Origin of the sequence: Mycobacterium pseudoshottsii JCM 15466, assembly GCF_003584745.1 — a bacterium.
Taxonomy (GTDB): domain Bacteria; phylum Actinomycetota; class Actinomycetes; order Mycobacteriales; family Mycobacteriaceae; genus Mycobacterium; species Mycobacterium marinum.
In genome coordinates, this window is record NZ_AP018410.1 from 3,510,613 (window position 1) to 3,527,330 (window position 16,718).

Annotated in this window: 12 protein-coding genes, 1 tRNA gene and 7 pseudogenes; 4 read left to right on the forward strand and 16 right to left on the reverse strand. The window is 63.1% G+C overall.

All coding sequences use genetic code 11. The features are described from left to right. Positions 1-6: 6 nt before the first annotated feature. The 3 genes from MPSD_RS15940 to MPSD_RS15950 form a co-directional block, all read right to left on the reverse strand. A complete protein-coding gene (locus MPSD_RS15940) occupies positions 7-1,395 on the reverse strand; it encodes an HNH endonuclease signature motif containing protein (protein ID WP_020787159.1) in 1,389 nt (462 codons plus the stop codon). 126 nt (positions 1,396-1,521) lie between these two features. Beyond that, positions 1,522-2,049, reverse strand: a complete 528-nt coding sequence (locus tag MPSD_RS15945; protein WP_011740352.1) for a YbhB/YbcL family Raf kinase inhibitor-like protein — start codon at positions 2,047-2,049, stop codon at positions 1,522-1,524. A gap of 26 nt (positions 2,050-2,075) precedes the next feature. Beyond that, positions 2,076-3,431, reverse strand: coding sequence for a M20/M25/M40 family metallo-hydrolase (locus tag MPSD_RS15950; protein ID WP_086085735.1), 1,356 nt, complete (start codon positions 3,429-3,431; stop codon positions 2,076-2,078). Positions 3,432-3,580: 149 nt separating this feature from the next. Between MPSD_RS15950 and MPSD_RS15955 the strand changes: the two genes are divergently transcribed. Beyond that, a tRNA-Leu gene (locus MPSD_RS15955) sits at positions 3,581-3,666 on the forward strand. A gap of 90 nt (positions 3,667-3,756) precedes the next feature. Here MPSD_RS15955 and MPSD_RS15960 read toward each other — a convergent pair. The 4 genes and pseudogenes from MPSD_RS15960 to MPSD_RS28620 form a co-directional block, all read right to left on the reverse strand. Then, positions 3,757-4,008 carry a Site-specific recombinase gene (locus MPSD_RS15960; protein WP_232022551.1) on the reverse strand — a complete coding sequence of 84 codons (252 nt, stop codon included), beginning with the start codon at positions 4,006-4,008 and terminating at the stop codon, positions 3,757-3,759. A 647-nt stretch (positions 4,009-4,655) separates the two neighbouring features. Beyond that, positions 4,656-4,838 (reverse strand): annotated as a pseudogene (locus tag MPSD_RS15970) (replication initiator); the annotation flags it as partial. Between the two features lie 170 nt (positions 4,839-5,008). Further along, positions 5,009-5,824: a phthiotriol/phenolphthiotriol dimycocerosates methyltransferase gene (locus MPSD_RS15980; protein ID WP_036427280.1), complete on the reverse strand. Its 816-nt coding sequence runs from the start codon at positions 5,822-5,824 to the stop codon at positions 5,009-5,011. Positions 5,825-6,050: 226 nt separating this feature from the next. Next, a pseudogene (locus MPSD_RS28620) lies at positions 6,051-6,419 on the reverse strand (integrase core domain-containing protein); the annotation flags it as partial. A gap of 656 nt (positions 6,420-7,075) precedes the next feature. Here MPSD_RS28620 and MPSD_RS15990 point away from each other — a divergent pair. Then, a pseudogene (locus MPSD_RS15990) lies at positions 7,076-7,353 on the forward strand (IS256 family transposase); the annotation flags it as partial. Positions 7,354-7,433: 80 nt separating this feature from the next. On the opposite strand, the gene MPSD_RS15995 reads toward MPSD_RS15990, so the two are convergent. From MPSD_RS15995 to MPSD_RS16020, 5 genes and pseudogenes are all read right to left on the reverse strand, one after another. Beyond that, positions 7,434-7,664 carry an MbtH family protein gene (locus tag MPSD_RS15995; RefSeq protein ID WP_020725582.1) on the reverse strand — a complete coding sequence of 77 codons (231 nt, stop codon included), beginning with the start codon at positions 7,662-7,664 and terminating at the stop codon, positions 7,434-7,436. Positions 7,665-7,955: 291 nt separating this feature from the next. Then, positions 7,956-10,816, reverse strand: a pseudogene (locus MPSD_RS16000) (MMPL/RND family transporter). Next, the gene (locus tag MPSD_RS16005) at positions 10,813-11,220 is read right to left on the reverse strand and encodes an MmpS family transport accessory protein (RefSeq protein WP_086085736.1); all 408 of its coding nucleotides are present in this window, start codon (positions 11,218-11,220) and stop codon (positions 10,813-10,815) included. Before MPSD_RS16005 ends, MPSD_RS16000 begins: the two are co-directional and overlap by 4 nt. Before the next feature lie 61 nt (positions 11,221-11,281). Continuing rightward, positions 11,282-12,484: an ISAs1-like element IS2404/ISMul1 family transposase gene (locus MPSD_RS16010; protein ID WP_420811932.1), complete on the reverse strand. Its 1,203-nt coding sequence runs from the start codon at positions 12,482-12,484 to the stop codon at positions 11,282-11,284. Positions 12,485-12,615: 131 nt separating this feature from the next. Next, positions 12,616-13,665, reverse strand: a pseudogene (locus MPSD_RS16020) (ISAs1 family transposase); the annotation flags it as partial. Between the two features lie 145 nt (positions 13,666-13,810). Between MPSD_RS16020 and MPSD_RS16025 the strand changes: the two are divergent. Then, a pseudogene (locus tag MPSD_RS16025) lies at positions 13,811-13,984 on the forward strand (ISAs1-like element ISMul1 family transposase); the annotation flags it as partial. Here MPSD_RS16025 and panD read toward each other — a convergent pair. Then, entirely contained in the window at positions 13,981-14,388 is a 408-nt protein-coding gene (panD, locus tag MPSD_RS16030) for an aspartate 1-decarboxylase (RefSeq protein ID WP_020787147.1), read from the reverse strand. The pseudogene MPSD_RS16025 and the gene panD overlap by 4 nt on opposite strands. 136 nt (positions 14,389-14,524) lie before the next feature. On the opposite strand from panD, the pseudogene MPSD_RS28595 reads away from it, so the two are divergent. Further along, positions 14,525-14,617 (forward strand): annotated as a pseudogene (locus tag MPSD_RS28595) (type II toxin-antitoxin system VapC family toxin); the annotation flags it as partial. A 195-nt stretch (positions 14,618-14,812) separates the two neighbouring features. Here the strand turns inward: MPSD_RS28595 and MPSD_RS16035 are convergent. From MPSD_RS16035 to MPSD_RS16045, 3 genes are all read right to left on the reverse strand, one after another. Further along, positions 14,813-15,217, reverse strand: a complete 405-nt coding sequence (locus MPSD_RS16035; protein WP_020787146.1) for a hypothetical protein — start codon at positions 15,215-15,217, stop codon at positions 14,813-14,815. Between the two features lie 84 nt (positions 15,218-15,301). Beyond that, complete coding sequence (gene wag31, locus MPSD_RS16040) at positions 15,302-16,096, reverse strand: DivIVA-like cell division protein Wag31 (protein WP_086085361.1); 795 nt, start codon at positions 16,094-16,096, stop codon at positions 15,302-15,304. 255 nt (positions 16,097-16,351) lie between these two features. Beyond that, positions 16,352-16,642, reverse strand: coding sequence for a YggT family protein (locus MPSD_RS16045; RefSeq protein WP_020725593.1), 291 nt, complete (start codon positions 16,640-16,642; stop codon positions 16,352-16,354). Between the last annotated feature and the right edge of the window lie 76 nt (positions 16,643-16,718).

A 16,718-nucleotide genomic window follows, 5' to 3' on the forward strand; every position in this document is an offset into this window, starting at 1 on the left:
ACAGGCTTACGCCGCCCCGTGACCCTCGTCGTCATCGTCGGCGCTGTCGCGGAGCAGTTTTTCCGGGTGGTGGTAGCTGTTGGTTCTTGGCTGTCCGTGGTCGAGGTGCGGCGGTGGGAGCCATTCGGTATCGCCGTGAGCGTTCTTGCGGGTGCGCCAGCCTTGCTCGAGCAATTTGTGATCCGGGCCGCAGGCCAGGGTGAGTTGGTTGATATCGGTGCGCCCGCTGATGGCCCATGCGGCGACATGATGCACCTCGCACTGATAGCCCGCCACGTCACAGCCCGGGCGGGTGCAACCGCGATCTTTGGCGTAAAGAACGATCCGCTGCCCCGGTGTGGCCAACCGTTTGGCGTGATAGAGCCCGATCGCCTCACCCCGATCAAACACCGCCAGATAGTGATGCGCGTGACGAGCCAACCGGATCACATCCGACATCGGCAGCAACGTGCCCCCACCGGTCAGCCCCCTGCCCGCGGCGGCCTCCAACTCCTTCAGCGTGGTCGACACGATGATCGACGCCGGCAACCCGTTATGCTGCCCCAGCTCTCCCGACGCCAACACCGCCCGCAACGCCGCATTGAACCCGTCATGTTGACGTTGACTCACACTGCGACTGTCACGATCAGCGGCGTCGCGCGACACCGGCCCATCCACCACCGCGGCCTCGTCCTCGGGGTTACACATCCCCGGTGCGGCCAGCTTGGCCCACACCGCCTCCAACCCAGCGCGCGCCTCCGGGGTCAGCCACCCGCTAATGCGCGACATCCCGTCCAACCCCTGCCTACCCAGGCTCAGACCACGCCGCCGCGCCCGGTCCTCATCGCTATGGCGACCATCAGGATTGAGGCAATCCATCAACCGCCCGGCCAACCTGGCCAACTGATCAGGACGAAACTGGGTAGCCAGCTTCGCCAGATGAGCCTCGGCCCTGTCCCGGGTCCCCACGTCGACGCCAGCAGGTAGCTGCCGAAAGAAGTCACGAATCACCCGGACGTGACCCTCCCCCACGACCCCCTGCCGCAAAGCCACGGCCGTGGCCGTCAACACCGGCCCCACCGGCTGACCGCTCAACGCGCGCCGCGGCCCCACCTCGGCAGCCTCAGCCACCCGGCGACCCGCCTCGCTGCGGGTGATCCGCAACCGACTGGCCACCACCGCCGCCAGTCGCCCACCCAACTCCGCCTCACCAGCCTGCTCATCAAGCTGGTTGAGCAACGCATACTGGGCCGCCGGCAACCGACGCGCCACCACCTCCAACCGCTCCAACACCCGCAACCGCTCCGGAGTGGTCAACGCCTCGAACGACACCTCAACCAACGCATCGACCGCACGACCGAGCCGGTCCAGCGTCGCGACCACCGACTCCCGATCCGAACATCCATTCGAATGCATGTTCGAATACTATCGGCGCACACCGACAGAACTGCCACACCGGCATTCATGCCGATCAGGCGGCCGGATCAAGGACGGCGTGGTCTACCCGACCCGAAACCGCCGTGCCCGCGCGGGCCGTGACGGCTATGTCTGTTCGTAGGTCCCGTGGATGACCGCGCGCGCGATTGCGTGCTGGAACAGGTTGAACCCCAGGAAAGCAGGGCTGGCGTCCTCGCTGAGTTCGAGCTTGTCGACGTCGACCGCATGCACCGCGACGTAGTAGCGGTGCACACCGTGCCCGGCTGGCGGCGCGGCGCCGATGTAGCGCCGCATGCCCGCGTCGTTGACCAGGGCGAGCGCACCCCCCGGTAGTTCGCGGCCGTCGCCGGCCCCGGCAGGCAATTCGGTGACGTCGGCGGGCAGGTTGGCCACCGCCCAATGCCAGAACCCGGACAGGGTGGGGGCATCGGGGTCATAGACGGTGACCGCGAAGCTGCGCGTCCCTTCGGGGAATCCCGACCAGCTCAGTTGCGGGCTGACATCCTCCCCGCCCGCTCCCATGATTCCGCTGACTTGTGGTGTGGCAAGCGGCTGCCCGTCGGTGATCGAAGCCGAGGTCAGGCTGAATGAAGGCAGTTTGGGTAGCGCGTCGTACGGGTCTGGCGATGTCATGGTCAGTCCTCTCCTGCGCTTTCCGACTAGCAGTGTGTCAGGAAGTGTGTCAGTACCTCGGTGCCGAACCTGAGCGCGTCGATGGGCACCCGCTCATCGACACCGTGGAACAGCGCGGCGAAATCCAGTTCCGGCGGCAACCGCAGCGGGCTGAAGCCAAAGCAGCGAATATCCAAGCGAGCGAAGGCTTTCGCATCGGTCCCACCGGACAGCATGTAGGGAACCGTTCGGCCGTCGGGATCGACCGACAGCACCGCGGCATTCATGGCATCGACAAGGTCCCCGTCAAAGCTGGTCTCATAAGACGCCAACTCGCTTATCCACTCCCGGCTCACATCGGGGCCGATCAGCTCGTCGACTTCGGCCTCGAATGCCGCCTGACGGCCTGGCAGGACGCGACAGTCCACCACCGCCTCCGCCGTCGCCGGGATGACGTTCGCCTTGTACCCGGCTTTGAGCATGGTCGGATTCGCGGTATCGCGCAGCACCGCCTTGAGCATGCGAGCGATCGGGCCGAGTTTGTCCAGAGTCCCTTCCAGGTCCGGTGAGTCGGGATCGAGTTCGAGCCCGGTCTCCTCGCTCACCGCGTGGAGAAACTGGGCGACGGTGTCGGTGATCACGAGCGGAAACTGGTGACGGCCCAGCCGGGCTACCGCCTCGGCGACCGTGGTGACTGCGTTGTGGTCGTGCACCATGGAGCCGTGGCCCGCCCTCCCCTGGGCCGTCAAGCGCATCCACAGGATTCCCTTTTCGGCGGTCTCGACCAGGTACAGCCGGCGTTCACCCCCGTCCCGGCGCGGGACGGTCAGGGAAAAGCCGCCAACCTCGCCGACCGCCTCGGTGACACCGTCGAATAGATCTGGGCGGTTATCGACGAGCCAGTGCGCACCGAAGTGGCCACCGTGCTCCTCGTCGGCGAGGAAGGCAAAAACCAGGTCGCGAGGTGGCACGATCCCGGCTCGGCGGAAGTGCCGGGCAACCACGATCATCATCCCGACCATGTCCTTCATGTCGACCGCGCCGCGGCCCCAGACATAACCGTCTTCGATCGCGCCGGAAAACGGGTGCACGCTCCAATCGGCGGCCTCGGCCGGCACCACGTCCAGATGGCCGTGGATCAGCAAGGCGCCCCGGGAGCTGTCCGCGCCCCGAAGGCGAGCGAACACGTTGCCCCGGCCCGGTGCACCGGACTCCACGTATTCGGTCTGGTACCCGACCTCTGCGAGTTGTTCGGCTACCCAGCGGGCGCACTCCGCCTCGCCCTTGGTGGTCTCAGGTTCGCCGGTGTTGGTGGTGTCGAACCGAATCAATCTGCTGACAACCTCGGCAACGTCATCGCGCGAGTCGGTTGAAGTCCCGGTCTCCCCATTCTTTTGGGTCACAGTCACCTTTCCTACCACCCTCGGCCCAGCCGCTGACGCCGCCCGCACATTCAGGTTGCCGCAACCCCACCAACGGGCCGACGTCCGGCCAAGTTGGGTCCAGCCGCACCCATCCGATAGCCTTAGCTGCCGACCGATGCGGTTGGTTTGTCCGAGTGGCGGAATGGCAGACGCGCTAGCTTGAGGTGCTAGTGCCCTACTAATGGGCGTGGGGGTTCAAGTCCCCCCTCGGACACATCCGACGACACGACTCAAGTCGGCCGTCGCCTTGACCCGCCCCAGGTAGGGGTCGTAGTCAAAGACGCAAACCTAGGCTTGCCTACACCTATGCGCGTTCCGCCCCGGTCGCGGCACCGAGCACGGCTGACAGCCCACCCAGTTCCTCGACTAATTCGCTGATCTGTGCGGCGGACATGACACGGGGCCGCTCCACTTGCTCAAGACGGGCCTTCAGCTCGTCACGCTCGGCGGTGCGGCGATGCAATGCGGCGGTCAAGTCCTCCACGGCCACGCCAGACTCCACGGCGGTAACCAAAGCAGCAACCTGGGCATTCGCCTCGCGAAGCTGGCGTTGCATGCCGGCGTAGCCAGTACCGGCTGCCGGGTCGACGTCCTGCCCGCGGCGAGGTCTTCCGGATTGGCCAAGGTGGCGATCCATTCATCAAGTCGCGCAGTCACCTCGTCTTCACGAACGATCAACTGACCAGCGAACACATTGGTACGAGCGTTAGCGTGAGACACAAGGACCTCCTACGGGTGCATGCAGACACATCCACCCCGTCAGGAGGCCCTCCCACTTTCAAGCAGCACGCCGTTAACAACCTCCCGGATCACGACAACTTGGAGACACGACGCTTCGGGCCTCCGCTTCCACGGCAGCGAACGGCTTTGTCCCACATCGAAGTAATCACCGATGAGGACCCCGCCATGCGGAGTGATCAGGTCGATGGCCCGCCGTTTCTGCCAGATTCGACTCGCCTCTGGGGCTTGAGCGTCCTCCGTGCTCACTCGGCCGTAGAAGGCGAACCTCCGACTCACGCCACTCCCCTCGCTGATCCAAGCATCCGGTCCCGTACAGCCAGTATGACCTGCATCAGCGCACGGTCGGCGTCCTGCGGAAGGCAATAGTTCTCGGGTACAACCATTTCAACACCTCCGTTCGACACGGCCGATGCGTCGATTCGACTGTCACAATCGGTGCTAGCACCCGCTGCTCGGGAATTGTCAGCCATCGCCGCCGTTGGGCGGATCTGTCTGTTGGCTGGGGCTTTGGCGACGGGCTTCCACCAGGCCTACGCGGCGGGTATGGATGCGTTGCAGGGCAGCGGCGTAAATGAGGGTGCGGTCGCCGGGGCTGGTGGGGCCGGCATGGTCAAACTCCCACGCCACCAGCTCATCGCCATCGGCAGAGCCGAAATCGAGCACAACGTCTCTCGCGTAGCCCGCAGCCGTTCACTAGAGCGGCCGGCCGGGACATCCGTGCGCCGACCCGCTCTGGGCGAGGCGTTCGGCGGTCAACGTACCGGAGAAGCCGGTGGCGCCGTATACGACAATGCCGAACTCGCGCTCAGCTGGGTTCATCGGGACGCCGCGAAATCCTTAGTGAAGCAGTACATCCGGTACGAGAGTTCCCCGCCTTCCAGGTAGCGGGACAGCTGCCTACCTACCGCGCGGTCCGCGAAACGCAGGAAGGCTGGCAGATTGCGATCGACCAGCACCCGTGACGTGTGTGAATCCTTCTCTATACCGCGCACCACCTCCGCATTGATTTCCCGTTGCGAGAGTTGCCGCAGCGGGCTGCCGGCCAGGTCAGCCTCCCATTCGGCGATCTCATTGCTAGGGCGCAGGTCGGTGTACAGGGGATATCCTCCCGGGCGCAGGACGCGCACTACCTCGGCGAGGAAACGACTAAAGTGCGGGTAGCAATGCGAGGCTTCGACATTGAGTACCACGTCGAAGGATTCGTCCTCGAAGGGCAGGTTTTCGGCGTCGCCCCGCACGAAATCCAAACCAGGGAGGTTGTGTCGTCGCTGGCACAGCTTGATGCCGGCCCGGTTCAAGTCCAGCCCCGTGTAGGAGGCCGGATGCAGGGTGCGCGTGAGGTAGGAGGCTCCGCCGCCGTGGCCGCAACTGACCTCCAAGACCCGTTTGCCGCTCAGCTCCACGTGGGTGGCCGTGCGGTGGTACATGTTGATGTGGTCTCGGTTGGGCTCGTCGGATACCTCCAACGTCAGGTCTATCGGCGGATCTTCCTCATAGGCCCAATTGAGGAATGCAATTTTGTCGGCACCGAGCCCGCGCGTCATCAACGGGTACCAGTACCGCCAAACTCTCTTGTAGATCGAGGTGCTTCCCAAGCGGGCGAGGAGGCGGTGGGCGGGACTGAAGGCCATAGGCAGAAAGTATGGCAGACACCAGACATGAAAACGCTCGAATACATCCCAAACCGGCCTGCGAGGCCGGAGGTGGTAAAAGCCGCCGATTCCGAAGCGCCGATCAAAGTCTCGATCGAATGCCGACGTGCGGAAATTGAGAACCACTCGGTTCTGCCGCGCCGGGTCGCCGCGGTAAGCGCTGTGACCGGACCCCATGAATTGGTCCACGGAGAACGAGAGTCGTTCATTGGTGTGTACAGGTGGCAGCGTAGTCGGCGGGGGCTTGGTATCCCAGGGCTGAGCGGCGGCGGTGTCGGTTCTAGTCGTGTTTCCAGTCGCTGATGACCACGCGGGCCTAGGGCAGGGACCAGAAGTTATTGATGTTGAGGCATTCGTCACGGATGCGGGAGTTGAATGATTCGACGTAGCCGTTTCGCCAGGGCTCACCGGGTGGGATGAAGTGCAGGCCGACATGTTCGTTGGCCCAGTCGGCCATTGCTGCACAGGCTAATTCGGGTCCGTTGTCGCATCAGAGTACGGCCGGGTAGGTGCCGCGCTGGGCGGCGATGCGGTCGAGTTCGTCGATGAGGTCATCGCCGGTGCTATGCCGCTTCCTCGTTGCCATGATCTTGTCGAACCTTCCTGCCCACAGCGTGGGCTGCTGCAAGGCTCTCATAAGCCATGGATCCCAATCGGGGTCAGGCCAGCTGTTTTCGACAGCGCGCGCCGGAAACCGCTGATGTCGCAGTAATTCCGGCATTCGCGCTTCAACATGCCTACAGAAATCAGCAATGGTCGTCCTGGGCGATGCCATGAGCAATGATCAGAACCTGTGCGTGCGAAGCGATGTCGTGTGTGTGAGTGAACTCGCGAGTAGGAGGTCGGTGGTGCCGGTCGCGTAGTTCTCGGTTGGTGTTCGTGACCGATCCCCGCTCTGACGTGCGTCGACTGGTCCTGCCTGGTGCGAAGCTCAGGGAAGGAACCTAAGGGCCTCCGTTTCCATCCGGAGGAGCGACCAGGAGGGGAGGGCCGGACGGGCGAACGTGAGTGCCCCCCTTGATGACACCTGGTTATTTGAAGCTCGGGCAGACGGGATGGGAAACCGGGTGGGAGGACCTGGCCAGCCCCGGCGCACCAATGCGCCAGGACTACCCGACATGAGCTTTGGTGAGGGGGCGTGAAAGTGGGCGCACCCTCCCGTGGATGATCTGAAAGTCCAGAAACTCTGATCAAGAACGACGTTGGCGCGCTGGTTGGGAAGTTACGCCCGTGCTCACCACAGATCACGATGCCGCGGAGGCCAACGACATGGCCGCCGATCATCGGTCGTTGCTCGATGAGATCGTCCGCGACGGTGCTCGGCCGATGCTGACCGCCGTACTGCAGGCCGAGGTCGCCGCCTACGCAGCCCGGTTCGCCGACCAACTCGACGAGACGGCCACCGCCTGGTGGTGCGCAACGGCTATCACCAGGAGCGCGAGGTGCTGACCGCGGCGGGCGCGGCCAAGGCGCACGCGCCGCGGGTCAACGATCGTCGTGTAGATGCGCAAGCCAAATATCCAGCCGCCCCGCGTCAGCGGAAGGGCGCGCTCACCAATATCCATCCGACCGGCGCGGACCCGATGACTTACGCTTCAACGGGCCGGTCCTGAGCTAACCGCTCGCGCAGACTCTTCGGCCGGATATCGGGCCAGTTCTGTTCCACGTAGTCCAGACACGCAGCGCGCGCTGCCTCACCGAAGACCACCCGCCAGCCCGCCGGCACCTCAGCGAAGACTGGCCACAGGCTGTGTTGTTCCTCGTCGTTAACCACGACGAAGAAGGTGCCGTTCTCGTCGTCGAATGGATTGACGCTCACGGTGCTTCCATCCCCCATTTCTCGCTACTTCAACTCGAAAATTGCGTTCAGACCAGCCAGCGCCGAGTGGCCGGTCCGGCTCGGCTGATGTGCGTGTCGTAGTTGGCGTTATGCAAGCTTCCGCAGCACATTGTATCCGTGTTCGGTACTTCACCGAGCTTTTTCCGGTAGTCCCTGACGACATGGACACCACTACGCGTTCGCACAGAGGGATCAATCGGGGTGCGGCGCACGTATGGGCCGATTATCGAACTAGCCAGTCCGCCATATGATTCGGCCTCCATTATCGGATCAGGCTTGCGGCCGCACCGGCCGTGCCCGAGCGGGTCGGGTCCGTACATTGATCGGCCACCAGAACCACCGGCCGAGCAGCGCCGCGATGGAGGGCACCATGAACGACCGCACGATCAGCGTGTCAAACAGCAGGCCGAGCCCGATGAACGTCCCGATCTGACCGATGGTGCGCAGATCACTGACCACCATCGAAGTCATCGTAAAGGCGAATACCAGACCTGCCGCCGTCACTACACTGCCTGCTCCACCCATCGCGCGGATGATCCCCGTCTTCAGCCCGGCCGGAATCTCCTCTTTGAACCTGGCCACCATCATCAGGTTGTAGTCCGCGCCGACCGCCAACAGGATGATGACAGCCATCGACATCACCATCCACTGCAGCGGCAGACCCACGATGTACTGCCACAGTAGAACCGAGAGTCCAACGGATGCGCCCAGCGATAGCAGCACCGTGCCCACGATCACCATCGCGGCGACCAGACTCCTCGTGATCAACAGCATGATCGCGAAAATCAGGCAGACCGTGGCGATCACCGCGATTACAAGATCGTATCGAGTACCTTCCGACAGGTCGTGGTAGACCGAGGCAGTTCCGCCCAGTGACACCTTGGCATTCTCCAGCGGGGTTCCCTTGAGCGCCTCGATCGCCGCCAATTTGATCGGATCCACCCGCGATATCCCTTCTGCCGACGCCGGATCACCGCGGTGCGAGATGATCATCCGCAACGACTTGCCGTCCGGCGAGATGAACAGATCCATCGCGCGCCGGAAGTCGGGATTGTCGAAGACCTCAGACGGCAGGTAGAAGGAGTCGTCGTTGCGCGCCGCGTCGAAAGCCTTACCCATTTCGGCTGCGCCGTGGCTCAATTTGTCCATCTGGCGGTACATGCCGGACATGGTGCTGTGCATCGTCAGCATCATCTGCTGCATGCTCTCCATGGTTGCGATCATGGGGGGGGGAACTGCGCGATCATCTCCGGTATCAGGGCGTTCAAGTCGGTCATACCCTTGATCATCCGATCCATCTGGTCGGTCATCGCGTCGATCCCGTCGACGGAATCGGACACCGACCGCAGAGCCCAGCACACCGGGATGTCGAAGCAGTGCGGCTCCCAGTGGAAGTAGTTGCGGATCGGTCGGAAGAAATCCTCGAAATCCGCCAAACTGTCCCGCGCGTCGCGAACGGCGGTCTGCATGTCATCCATGTCGACGACGAGACCGTCGCCCACTCCGGCCATTCGGGACATCGAAGCCTGCATCCGCTTCATGATCGCCACCGTGTTGCCCAACGACTCGGCCTGAGCTTTCATATCGTCGATGCGGTCAAACATCAACTTCATGTTCTGTTGTACACCGACGCCCTGCATACTCATCATGAAGGGTATCGAGGTGTGCTGGATCGGTGCACCATCCGGCCGGGTGATCGCCTGCACCCGCGCAACACCTGGCACGCGGAAAATGGCTTTGGCGAGCTTGTCGATCACCAAGAAGTCAGCCGGGTTGCGCAGGTCGTGGTCGGCCTCAACCAGCAGAACCTCAGGATTCATCCGGGCCGCCGAGAAGTGCTGCTCGGCGGCCGCATAGCCCGCATTGGCCTCGATGTCGCCGGGGATGTATCGGCGATCGTTGTAGCTGGGTTGGTAGAACGGCAGTGCTATCAGTCCGACCAGGGCCGCCGCCAGTGACGCGAGCAGAATCGGTGCGGGCCACCGCACCACCGCGGTTCCGATGCGACGCCAGAAGCGAATTCGTATGGCACGCTTGGGCTCCAGCAGGCCGAACCGACTGGCGACGGTGACCGCAGCCGGGCCCAGGGTCAACGCAACACTCAAGGCCACCAGCATGGCTACTGCGGTCGGCACGCCGAGGCTCTGCAAATACGGCATTCGGGTCAGGCTCATACACAACGCGGCGCCGGCGATCGTCAGCCCCGAAGCCAACACAACGTGCGCAGTGCCGTGCCACATCTCGTAGTACGCCGATTCGCGGTCGACCCCCGCGGCGCGCGCTTCCTGGTAGCGGCCGATCAAAAAGATCGCGTAGTCGGTCCCGGTCGCGATAGCCATGGCGACCACGAGGTTGACCGCAAACGTTGACAGCTCGACGACCCCGAGATAGCCGATCACGGCGGCGACACCGGTCGCCGCCGACAGCTGAATACCGACCACACCGAGCAGCACCAGAACGGTTGGGGCCGAACGGAAGAAGAACAACATCAGCACGATGATCACCGTGAACGTAGCAATCTTGATCGTTCTGACCGTGCGTTCAGCAGAGTGGATCAGGTCCGCCTGCAGTGCCGCCGGACCGGTGACATACACCTTCACACCGGGCGGCGGCGGGCGCGCATCCACAGCCGCCCACACCGCCCCGACCGACTCGTTGGCCAGTGTGTCGCCGATGTTCCCGGAGAGGTACAGCTGAAGGTAGGCGGCCTTGCCGTCCGGGCTCTGAGCGCTGCCTTCGGTCAGCGGATCACCCCAGAAGTCCTGGACATTTTGGACGTGGGCGGTATCGGCCCGCAGTCGCGTCACCAGGTCGTCGTCGTACTCGTGAGCATCGGCCCCCAGCGGTTGTCGACCCTCCAGGAGGATCAGCGCGACGCTGTCGGACCTGGACTCGCCGAACACCCGGCCCATCTCCTTTATCGCCTGCAGTGACGGGGCGCCGGCGGGATTCATCGACACCGAGTTATCGGCCGCGACTTGTTGAAGCGAAGGAACCAGGATGTTGATGAGGACGATGATCGCCAGCCAACCCAACATGATCGGGATCGCCAGGCGACGGATCCAGCGCGCCAGCAATGCGGGCTCGGTGCGCACCTCTCGCGACGATGGGCGAAACACCCGGGTGGTCACGCGGACTTCGCAATGCAATACACGTATGCACTCACGGCGCTGGAGGTCCGTTCATCCTTGACCTCGCCGTCAGACGAGATACGGCAGCCGAGGAAATCGCTGTTTCCCTGCGCGATGATGTTGGCCACCATCGACGGTGCGTCCGTTTCGACCTCAATCGACCAGGGCAGTGCGACGTCGTTGAGCTGCTGAGCTTCGCCGGCCGGGTCCATGTAGTTGATGTCGGCGATGGTGCCTGGTGCGCCGAAGATCTCGTATCGCACGCGCTTGGGGCCCGAGCTGCTGACGCTACCCGCGGGCGTGCTATCAGCGTAGGTCGGCAGCTGCTGCGAGCCGAACATCCCGCGAACCCGCGACACCGCGAAACCACCGACGGCAAACACCACCGCCAGCACCAGCGGCAACCACGCTCGTTTCAGAACGGTGACGATCTCAGTACACCCCCCAGGGCTCCTGCGTTGTTGATTAGCAGGCTTGTGAGCTGGGGAATTGTGGATTGAGGAGGTCTAGGCGGCGGTTGGCGGTCAAAGCGGTGATCCGGCAGGCTTCGGCGATGTTGTCGGCGCCGTTGAGGCGGTGCAGATTGATCGCGGTGTTGCGTAGCGTTGCTAGGACCTGTGCGCCGTTTCCGGTATGTGCCCTTTGACGGTCTTCGTCGAAGGTGACGTCGCGTATCCAGTGCAGGCTGTTCTCGATTCCCCAGTGTTGACGCATCCAGGTCATGATCGCGGTAGGGCGGGCGTGCTCGAACGGCAGGCTGCAGATGGCATAGACCACCTCCACGCTGCGCTGGTCGGTGGCGGTGATCAAGCGTTCACGAGTGATCCGGATGATTTGTTTTGCGTAGGGGAAGCCGATTCCTCGTGCAGCGGTGATGATTTGCAGGGTGCGGGTCTCGACACGGCCGTGGCCGCGGGAGTCGTCGGTAGCGGCTGCGGGCACCTCGGCCCAGGGCAGCGCGGTGATACGCGCAAATATTTTGGCTTGGTTGGACTTGACGATCATCAGGTAGTGCGACTTCAAGGTGGCGCAGATCAACTTCGCGGTGACGACCTGGGTATGCATCGCATCCACGGTGACCAGCCACCGCAAGCTACCCGGCAGCAGCGTGAGCAGGGCACGTACGCAGGGAATTTCATTGCTTTTCTCGGCGACAGCGAGTTGACCGAGCACCAATCGGGCACGGTGGGCGAACACCGACACGAGATGCGTGGCTGTCGCTTTGGCGCGTAAAGCACCACGCAGCATCTTGCCGTCCAACGCGATCGGCACCAATCCACTGGGGTCGCTGCTGGCCACGTGTGCAGTGAAGTAACTGCCCATCCTGGCGTTGAGGTCGGCGGGGTCTAGCCGAGACAAAACAGCGCGGAAGGTCTTCTCACTGGGCCGCCGGAACCGGACCCCTAATTGGGCCAACACATCATCGGGAGCGGTGGCCGCCCATGTGGCAAAACCAGCATAGCCGCGCATCCCCGCGGCAGTGGCCAGAACCGCGATCGCCAACAAAGCCACCAGCGAATACCTCCGACCGCGTGGGCCCCTCGGGTCTGGCACCGAGGCCAACACATCGAGAAACTCCGATCCGATGAGCTCGCTGCGCTCACCAGGACTCCAGCGGTCGAACACCTCTGGAACCGACGACACACGCAATACTGAAACGGTAGGCACGGGCAACTCCAGACCAACGACGAACAGTAACCAACTCGATCGTTCTCCAGATAGCCCGTGCCTACACTCCGGCCCCAATAGCGCGGCACCAAAGATCATCAACCCAGCTCACAAGCCTGCTAATCAACAACGCCGGAGCCCTGGGTATGTGCCCTTTGACGGTCTTCGTCGAAGGTGACGTCGCGTATCCAGTGCAGGCTGTTCTCGATTCCCCAGTGTTGACGCATCCAGGTCATGATCGCGGTAGGGCGGGCGTGCTCGAACGGCAGGCTGCAGATGGCATAGACCACCTCCACGCTGCGCTGGTCGGTGGCGGTGATCAAGCGTTCACGAGTGATCCGGATGATTTGTTTTGCGTAGGGGAAGCCGATTCCTCGTGCAGCGGTGATGATTTGCAGGGTGCGGGTCTCGACACGGCCGTGGCCGCGGGAGTCGTCGGTAGCGGCTGCGGGCACCTCGGCCCAGGGCAGCGCGGTGATACGCGCAAATATTTTGGCTTGGTTGGACTTGACGATCATCAGGTAGTGCGACTTCAAGGTGGCGCAGATCAACTTCGCGGTGACGACCTGGGTATGCATCGCATCCACGGTGACCAGCCACCGCAAGCTACCCGGCAGCAGCGTGAGCAGGGCGCGTACGCAGGGAATTTCATTGCTTTTCTCGGCGACAGCGAGTTGACCGAGCACCAATCGGGCACGGTGGGCGAACACCGACACGAGATGCGTGGCTGTCGCTTTGGCGCGTAAAGCACCACGCAGCATCTTGCCGTCCAACGCGATCGGCACCAATCCACTGGGGTCGCTGCTGGCCACGTGTGCAGTGAAGTAACTGCCCATCCTGGCGTTGAGGTCGGCGGGGTCTAGCCGAGACAAAACAGCGCGGAAGGTCTTCTCACTGGGCCGCCGGAACCGGACCCCTAATTGGGCCAACACATCATCGGGAGCGGTGGCCGCCCATGTGGCAAAACCAGCATAGCCGCGCATCCCCGCGGCAGTGGCCAGAACCGCAATCGCCAACAAAGCCACCAGCGAATACCTCCGACCGCGTGGGCCCCTCGGGTCTGGCACCGAGGCCAACACATCGAGAAACTCCGATCCGATGAGCTCGCTGCGCTCACCAGGACTCCAGCGGTCGAACACCTCTGGAACCGACGACACACGCAATACTGAAACGGTAGGCACGGGCAACTCCAGACCAACGACGAACAGTAACCAACTCGATCGTTCTCCAGATAGCCCGTGCCTACACTCCGGCCCCAATAGCGCGGCACCAAAGATCATCAACCCAGCTCACAAGCCTGCTAATCAACAACGCCGGAGCCCTGGGGCACATACCGGAAACGGCGCACAGGTCCTAGCAACGCTACGCAACACCGCGATCAATCTGCACCGCCTCAACGGCGCCGACAACATCGCCGAAGCCTGCCGGATCACCGCTTTGACCGCCAACCGCCGCCTAGACCTCCTCAATCCACAATTCCCCAGCTCACAAGCCTGCTAATCAACAACGCCGGAGCCCTGAGCGCCGGGGACGGGCTGCGCCGGATCGGACCTCAGTCCAACAATGCTGTTGACCGCGTCGACGTGCACCACCTTCGCCGAATGGCCACAACGCTCCTCTTCGCCAACGATGAGGTACGACATGATGATGACCAGATCGCCCGGCGCAATAAGATGTGCTGTCGCGCCATTTATTCCGACGACACCGGAACCCCCAGGACCCGCGATCGCGTAGGTGACCAGTCGCGCTCCGTTGGTGATGTCGAGGACGTGGACCTGTTCGCCTTCAACAATCCCGGATGCCGCCATGAGGTCGGCGTCGAGAGTGATCGATCCAACGTAGTTTAAGTCGGCCTGTGTGACGGTGGCGCGATGAATCTTCCCTCCAAGGACCGTCCGCTGCAATCTGACTCCTCAGTGAATTGACAATCGTTTCGGGCTCACCGGTCACGAATACGTTTGTTCCACAAATGCCGCCGCGACACCAAAATGTCTGTCGGCTCAGCGGCCACTACGTCGGTTAAATCCCCCTGTCCCCGCCCCAGGCCTGATCATCGCCGCATGGGACCGACGCCTGCACACCGGAGCCAAAGCCGCCAGGTGCCGAGTAGCCCCCGCCCAACTCGACCCCTAGCCCACCGCCCCGATATCGGAGTGAGTCAACCCCAGCACGGACGACGATCAGGTACCGATCCGCCAGGTCTCGACCCGTGTCGCAGTTCAGGTTCGCGACAACAGCATCAGCTTCTCGAGGTAGTCGGACAGGCTCAATCCGAGCCAATAAGCCGCGCTAGCCAACAAGATCGGGCTCGAGCCACGGCATGGCGCGCTATTCGGCGCTGTCGTCACGCTTAGCGTCGGCGGACACCGTCGATTCTTCCGCAGTATCGGAGCCCGCGTCTGTGCCCTCTGCGTGCTCTTGGCCCTCGGTGTCCTCGGAGCCCTCTTCGACGTCCTCGACATCTTCGGCGGCCGGTTCCGCCTCGGCGTCATCGTCAGGGTATTCGACGTAGTCGGCCTCGCCGTCGGCATCGGCTGGCTGTTCGGCCTCATCCTGGTCTTTGCTGGCCGCCTCACGTTGCTGACGCTCCCTGAGGGCGTCAACGATCAGCAAAACCACACCCAGTGCACTGGCGCCGATGCACACCCACGCCACCAGCTGATTGCTGGTGACCACCGCGAACACCAGCGCAACGAGCCCAATGAGGGCTAAAACGAGGGCAATGATCAGCATCGGTCATCCTCCGGCCGGCGGGCAGCGACTGCCAAAACCTACCAGGGTTTGCGCGCCAGCCGGCCAGCCCGGCCCGTGTCCCGGCTAGTTGTTGCCCCGGTTGAATTGCTCGAACCCGCCGGCGTCCGCGCTCGAATCGACCGGCGCGGCCGATCCGCGCTGACCGAGTTCCTCGAGCTGGGACTCCAGGTAGGTCTTGAGACGGGTCCGGTATTCGCGTTCGAATGTCCGCAGTTGCTCGAGGCGGCCTTCCAGCACGGTGCGCTGCTGGTTGATGGCGCCCATGATCTCGGAGTGCTTGCGCTCGGCATCGGCCTGCAGGGCGTCCGCCTTCTCCTGGGCCTGCCGCAACTGGCTCTCCGACCGGGCCTGCGCATCCGCGAGCATCCCATCGGCGCGCTGCCGGGCTTCGGTGACCGTTGTCTCGGCCGTGTGCCGGGCCTCGCTGAGGATTTGGTCGGCGTTGGCGCGGGCGTCGGACAGCATCTTGTCCGATTCGGCCTTAGCTGTGCTGGTGAGGCGGTCGGCGGTGTCTTGCGCCAGGCTCAGCACCCGGGCCGCCTTCATGGCCTGTTCCTCGTTGGTTGCCGCCGAGGCCACAGGCGCAGCGGGCTTTGCCGGCTCGGGCTCCGGCTCGTACACGGGCATGGCTTGGGTGGGCTGAGCGGTCACAGCAGCCCCGCCGCCAGCACCCGCGGCCAGCTCCTGGTCCAGCTCAGCGATCCGTTGACGCAGATCCGAATTCTCTTCGATCAGTCGAGTGAGCTCGTTCTCCACCAGGTCAAGGAAGGCGTCGACCTCATCTTCGTTGTACCCGCGCTTGCCGATAGGCGGCTTACTGAACGCCACATTGTGGACGTCGGCAGGTGTAAGCGGCATTGTTTGTCCCCTCAAGTTCCTGGACGGTCAAACGATCTGGATAGTGTAGAACGAACTGGCAGCAGTCGCTCAACTGCCGTCCATCCTGTCACACCAGACTCGGCGGTTGCCGATTGGACTAATAAATAAGGACCAATTTCAAACTCTCAGGCAAATAAATCACATTCCTTAGATTTGAAAATCATGCCGGCCAAACTTGTCGCCAAATCGTGGCCGAACCGTCTCTCAACTAAGTCCAAATGGCGGCGGGGCCACTCAGGCGGCGGCACCGAATGCCAGCTGCATCCCGATGAAGGCCACCAGCAGCAGCACCATGATGGAGAGATCGAAGCGCACCGCGCCGATGGTCAGTTGCGGGATCAGCCGGCGCAGCAGCTTCACCGGAGGATCGGTGATCGACATGATGATCTCGAGGATCACCACCGTGAAACCGGTGGGGCGCCAGTCACGACTGAACGAACGAATGAACTCGACGACAACCCGAGCGATGAGCAGCAGCCAGAAGATGAACAGCGCAAACCCGAGAATCTGGAAAAACAGCACCAACGAGAGCCTGACCTTACCGATTCGGATACGAGGACGCCGCCCGTGCGGTCGGCAAGCGCAAGCCTACCGACCAGCC